The organism is Campylobacter sp. (assembly GCF_020024835.1).
GTDB lineage: Bacteria > Campylobacterota > Campylobacteria > Campylobacterales > Campylobacteraceae > Campylobacter_D.
In genome coordinates, this window is record NZ_JAHHTD010000057.1 from 1 (window position 1) to 5,875 (window position 5,875).

The following is a 5,875-nucleotide window of genomic DNA, read 5'->3' on the forward strand; positions in this document are numbered from 1 at the left end:
ATTTTATATAAAAATATAGAGATTTTAAAAAATGAATGTAAGAAAAATAATGAAAATATAGAAAAAAATAGAATGCTAATTGAAAAAAATAGATCTAATATAGAAGATATTAAAAGTATTCACGATTGATTTTCTTCTAACGCATTAGCTATTAATTCTAAAGGATGTAAAAATTTAATATCAATTTTTTGAGATTCAAGGGAATTTGATATTTGCATTCTACAAGCAGAGCATTCTGCACTTACAACTTGAACTTTTGTATGTTTGATATTATTAGCTTTTTTTGTGCCAACTTTTAAAGCATTATCGTAGTTTTCCATTTGCATACTAATACCACCAAATCCACAGCATTCGTTTGAGTTAGATAATTCTTTAAAAGTATAATTATTTTTGAGTAAAGCTCTTGGTTCTTTGAAAATTCCTTGCATTTTTTTAGCATGACATGGATCGTGATAAGTAATGCTTAGATTAAGTTTTTGTTTATTTTTTAAAATTTCTTCTAAATTGGTGTAAGTGTATAGATATTTTGTAGCCAATAAAATCTTAGAAGATACGGCTTTTGCCCTTTTAGCCCATTTTATATCATTATTTATATAAAAAAAATGTTCATAGTCAATATTTAGCATAGCAGAGCAAGTGGCTTCTGGGGTTATAATATAATCTATTTTTTTTAATTTTTCTTCAAAATACATTATATTTTTTTTAGCTAACTCATAAACACTTTTGAAATCTCCAGCAAAATAATGCGGAGCACCGCAACATTGTTGTTGTTTTAATAAATCAACATTAATTTTTAAATGTTTGCAAATTTTAAGTAAAGCAAATCCTGTATTTGTATAAGAATAATTAGACAAGCATCCTATAAAAAGACCTATAGTTGTATTTCCATTGTTATTTATAAAATCATTGAGATTAGAATTTAAAAAACTTTTTTTAGTTAAAGAAGGTAGTAAGCGATCTTTTTTGATTAATGGAATATTAAATTTAGCTTTCATTCCTAAGTTGCTATCTTGTAATTTAAAAGCACAACTTTGAAAAACGTATCCAAATTTTGCTAATAAATTTAAAATATTTCTTTTTCTTAGAATAAAAAATATAATTTTTTTATACCAAGTCATTCCAAATTTCATTGTTATATCATAGCGAATTTTCTCTATGGCACTATCTACTTTTAGATTAATTGGGCAAACTTCAACGCAATTAGTGCATAAAAAGCATAATTCGAAATTTTTTTTAAGATTTTTATCTAAAATTAATTCTTGATTTTCATACGCATTGATTAAATCCAAAAATCCTCTTGGAGAAGTAGCTTCATCGCGATTTATTTCATGTATAGTGCATACTGGAATACATTTGCCACATTTTAAGCAAGCATTTGAAATTTCAGATATATTTAGCATACTAAACCGTTTTAGAAAAAACTTTTTTTTCTTCGCTAATTTGTTTTAAGTATTTATCAAAGCACATTGCAATGTTTCTTATAAGCAAAACACCTGTTTCATTGATTTTTATACGTTGTGAATCTATGCTTAAAAATTGATTTAATTCGTCTAATTGTTTTAATTCTTCTTTAAAATACTCAAAAAAATTAATTTTAAATTCTTGTTCAATTTTAGTTATATTTAATGTAAAATTACTCATAAGTTCCATAATTACGGCTTTTCTTAAGATATCATCATCATCAAGCATAATACCTTTTTCACAAGGTAATTTACCTTCTTCAATAGCACTTTCATATTTTTGCATATCTTTAAAATTTTGCATATAATGCTTTTTACCTTCGCTAATGCTAGTTAGGCCAATACCAAGCAAATCAGTCCCACCCTTAGTAGTGTAACCTTGAAAATTTCTATGCAAAGTACCACTTTCTAATGCTTTAAAAAGTTCATCTTGTGGTTTTGCAAAATGATCCATTCCTATCATTTTATATCCATTTTGAGTTAGAAATTTTTCACAATATTCTAAAATTTGAAGTTTGATATTAGGGGTTGGTAAAGTGCTCTCATCAAACTTTCTCATATTTTTTTTAAGCCAAGGAACATGTGCATAATTAAAAATGGCAAGTCTATCAGGATCGATTAAAAGTGCTTTTTTTAGAGTTTGTTTAAAGCTTTCAAGATCTTGAAAAGGAAGTCCATAGATTAAATCCATATTGATGGATTTTATGCCTTTATTTCTAACCATATTTACTGCATTTTTAGTAAGCTCAAATGGTTGAATTCTATGTATTTCTTTTTGCACTTTTGCATCAAAATCTTGCACTCCAAAACTAATACGATTGAAGCCATTATTGATTAAAACATCTGCTTGTGCTTCATCTAAAAATCTAGGATCAATCTCACAACTTATTTCGCAATCTTGACTAAAATTTGGAAAAATATTCTTGATTTTTAATATTAATTTTTCAAGTTGTTTTGCAGAAAAAAATGTAGGAGTTCCTCCTCCAAAATGTATTTGTTCTACGATTCTTTTAGTTTTAATGATATTGGCTAATAAGTCTAATTCTTTAAAAAGATAGGTTAAATATCTATCTTTATTTTCTTCTTTTGCAGTATAAATTACATTGCAACCACAAAAATAACAAGCACTTCTACAAAAAGGTAAATGAAAATATAAAGATAAAGGGGCTTGTTGTTGTTTTAAAATTTGTATATAGTCTGCATAATTAAAATCACTATTAAATTCAACTGCAGTAGGATATGAGGTGTATCTTGGTCCAGCTTTAGAATATTTAGTAAAATTTTTATAATCTTTCATTATTTTTAGCCTTTTGTATCATTTCTTTCATATTTAAAAATAAATTTGGATATTTAAGATAAATATTTTTAACCAATTGTTCTAAATCTATATTTGATTTTTTAATACCATTTTTGATTTGTTTTTGAATTTCATCTATTGCTACAATCCATACATCGTGAAAATCTACAGGAATTTGCTGATAAATTGCCTTTTCAAGTCTTAATTCAAAATTTTCTTCTTGAATTTCTTTAGCTTTTTGAAAAAAATCTATCAAAGTTTTGATAGATAACATCATTTTTATTTCATTATTTTCATCTATAAGAAACCATGGTTCAAATGTCTCTGTGCTTCCTGCTTCAAGATTTATTTGCTTTTCTTTTTCGTTAATATTTTTTAGATGAAATATAGCGTAATTTTGCTTTTCCATATCTAATTGTTTTAATAAATCATCTATAATTTTTTGCGAATTTTTTTTTGTAAGATTATTCAATTATTTCCTTTTTTGCAAAAGAAAATTAGCTATTTCTTTTGCATGATAAGTGATAATGAGCGTTGCTCCTGCCCTTTTAAAAGCCAACATAGTCTCATAAACTATTTTTTCATAATCAATCACTCCAGCTTTTTGACCAGCTTTAAATAGTGCATATTCTCCACTGACATTATATACACAAATTGGAAGTTTAGAATGATTTGCTAAATCTTTAACTACATCTAAATAAGCAAGAGCAGGTTTAACCATCAAAATATCAGCATTTTGCCTTTCATCTTCTAAACTTTCACTTAATGCCTCTTTGCCATTTGCAAAATCCATTTGATAGCTTTTTCTATCTCCATAACTTGGAGCTGACTTAGCTACTTCTCTAAAAGGTCCATAATATGCTGAAGCAAATTTAGTAGAATATGCCATAATTGGTAAATTTTCAAATCCATTTTCATCTAATGTTTTTCTTAGAGCTTGAACGATACCATCCATCATTCCACTAGGTGCTATCATATCAGCACCATTTTTTGCATGAATTAGAGCTTGTTTTGTTGAAATTTCTAAGGTTAGATCATTATCAACACTTTTTGTTAAAGGATTTATAATCCCGCAATGTCCATGTTCTGTATATTCGCAAAAGCAAAGATCAGTTATAACAACTAAATTTGGAAATTTAGCCTTAATTTCTCTTAAACTTCTAGCTATTAATCCATCATCGCTTAAAGCATCGCTTCCACAGCTATCTTTTTTATCATCTTCTATGACTCCAAATAAAATTATAGCTTTAATGCCAAGTGAAATTAATTCTTGGCATTCTTTTAAAATTTCATCTATACTCATTTGGAAAACACCAGGCATAGAACTAATTTCTTTTTTGATATTTTTTCCCTCAACAACAAAAAGTGGATAAATTAAATCATTTAAATTTAGTGTATTTTCTCTTATTAAAGTTCTTATATTTTCATTTAGTCTTAACCTTCTAAAACGTTTAAACATAAATTTCCTTTTTGTTTGTTAAAATCCATTAAATTTTAACATATTTTTGTAAAAAAGGTAAGCATTAATGAATATACAAATTTCTAGTGTAGCTAAACTTCCTACGCAGTTTGGAGAATTTGAAATTCAAAGTTTTAAAGAAAAAAATAAAGAACATCTTTGTATTTTTAAAGGTAAATTTGATAAAGAAGTAAATATTAGAATTCATTCAGAATGTCTTACGGGAGATGTTTTGGGAAGTTTAAAATGTGATTGTGGCGAACAACTTGAATTTTCCTTAAAGTATATTCAAAAATATGGTGGAATGGTGATTTATCTAAGACAAGAAGGTAGAGGCATAGGTCTTTTTAATAAAATCAATGCTTATGCTTTACAAGATAAAGGTTTTAATACAATAGAAGCAAATCATCAATTAGGTTTTAAAGCAGATGAAAGAACTTATGAGATAGTTGAGTTTATATTAAATCATTATCAGATCTCAAAAATAAATTTATTAACCAATAATCCACATAAACTTGATTCTTTAAAAGATAAAATTAATACAAGAATTCCAATACTTATTAAAGCAAATCATTTTAATAAAGAATATTTAGAGATTAAACATATACAAATGGGACATCTAAATTGAATACATATTTTGAAAAAGTAAAAAATTTAAATTTATATAATTATGATGATTTTTTTGAAAAAATTGAAAAATATAAAAGATTATTAATGCAATTTAATGCAGTGCATAATCTTACTCATTTTGAAAATATAGATGAAAATATCATAGATAGCATTAAGATTTTAGATTTTTATGATTTAAATTTTGCAAAAAAAGTCATTGATATAGGAAGTGGTGCGGGATTTCCTGCGATATTTTTAGCGTGTTTATTAAAAAATAGTAATTTTTTTTTATTTGAACCAAATTTTAAAAAAGCTTCATTTTTAAGGGTGATTAAAACAGAGCTAGGATTGATAAATGTAAATATTATCAAAGAAAAAATACAAAATTATCCTAAATTTAAAGTAGATCTTGTAAGCTCGCGAGCTTTAATGCATATTAAGCCATTAATAAATCTTTGCAATGGTTTTTATGATGAAAATACTACGTTTTTATTTTATAAAGGAAGTAATATATATAAAGAATTAGAGCAAATGGATAATTATAATATTTTTAATAATGGTCTTAGAAATTATTGTATTTTAAAAATCAAGGAATAACAATATGCTTATTTTTGGACACAATTTAATTCCTACACAAAAATTCTTTCATTTTAAAGGTGAATTTGATAAAGAAAGCGTTAATTGCTTTAAATTTGATGAGCAAATTATACAACAAGCTATAAGTAAAAATGTAGAATTTGCAGTTTATGTTAATAATGAAGATGAGGTATTGCTTGCTAATGCTTTAGGTGCAAAATATGCTTTAATTTGCGATAGAAATCTTGCAAAAATATCTTCAAAAATGGCTGAATTTTATATGTTTGATATGAAGATATTATTTTTATTAGATGAGTTAAAAAATTTGAAAAATATCTATAAGTTGCAAGTTGATGGAGTATGTTTGATATCGTATATTATCGATAAATAAAGAGGTATATAATATACCTCTTTAAACTTTAGAATTTCTTCTTGCCTGCGTCTTCTAAGATATCGTGAGCTATTTGATTTACA

The 5,875-nt window shown here is 25.7% G+C and carries 7 protein-coding genes; 3 read left to right on the forward strand and 4 right to left on the reverse strand.

Annotated features, from left to right (window positions below; translation table 11 throughout):
- Window positions 1-119: 119 nt before the first annotated feature.
- Genes QZ429_RS07295 through hemB form a run of 4 tightly spaced genes read right to left on the reverse strand, consistent with a single transcriptional unit; the run spans window position 120 to window position 4,216 of the window.
- On the reverse strand, window positions 120-1,400 hold the full coding sequence (locus tag QZ429_RS07295) for a (Fe-S)-binding protein (protein ID WP_291953284.1): 1,281 nt from the start codon (window positions 1,398-1,400) through the stop codon (window positions 120-122).
- 1 nt (window position 1,401) lies between these two features.
- Window positions 1,402-2,757 (reverse strand): oxygen-independent coproporphyrinogen III oxidase, encoded by a 1,356-nt coding sequence (gene hemN / locus QZ429_RS07300; protein ID WP_291953286.1) that lies wholly within the window; start codon window positions 2,755-2,757, stop codon window positions 1,402-1,404.
- Window positions 2,744-3,229 carry a DUF2603 domain-containing protein gene (locus tag QZ429_RS07305; protein WP_291953289.1) on the reverse strand — a complete coding sequence of 162 codons (486 nt, stop codon included), beginning with the start codon at window positions 3,227-3,229 and terminating at the stop codon, window positions 2,744-2,746. The genes hemN and QZ429_RS07305 overlap by 14 nt, the downstream gene beginning before the upstream one ends.
- Window positions 3,230-4,216 carry a porphobilinogen synthase gene (gene hemB / locus QZ429_RS07310; RefSeq protein WP_291953291.1) on the reverse strand — a complete coding sequence of 329 codons (987 nt, stop codon included), beginning with the start codon at window positions 4,214-4,216 and terminating at the stop codon, window positions 3,230-3,232.
- Window positions 4,217-4,283: 67 nt separating this feature from the next.
- On the opposite strand from hemB, the gene ribA reads away from it, so the two are divergent.
- Genes ribA through QZ429_RS07325 form a run of 3 tightly spaced genes read left to right on the forward strand, consistent with a single transcriptional unit; the run spans window position 4,284 to window position 5,792 of the window.
- Complete coding sequence (ribA, locus tag QZ429_RS07315) at window positions 4,284-4,844, forward strand: GTP cyclohydrolase II (RefSeq protein WP_291953293.1); 561 nt, start codon at window positions 4,284-4,286, stop codon at window positions 4,842-4,844.
- Window positions 4,841-5,422: a 16S rRNA (guanine(527)-N(7))-methyltransferase RsmG gene (rsmG, locus tag QZ429_RS07320; protein ID WP_291953295.1), complete on the forward strand. Its 582-nt coding sequence runs from the start codon at window positions 4,841-4,843 to the stop codon at window positions 5,420-5,422. The genes ribA and rsmG overlap by 4 nt, the downstream gene beginning before the upstream one ends.
- A 4-nt stretch (window positions 5,423-5,426) precedes the next feature.
- Window positions 5,427-5,792: a hypothetical protein gene (locus QZ429_RS07325; protein WP_291953296.1), complete on the forward strand. Its 366-nt coding sequence runs from the start codon at window positions 5,427-5,429 to the stop codon at window positions 5,790-5,792.
- Window positions 5,793-5,875: the final 83 nt, after the last annotated feature.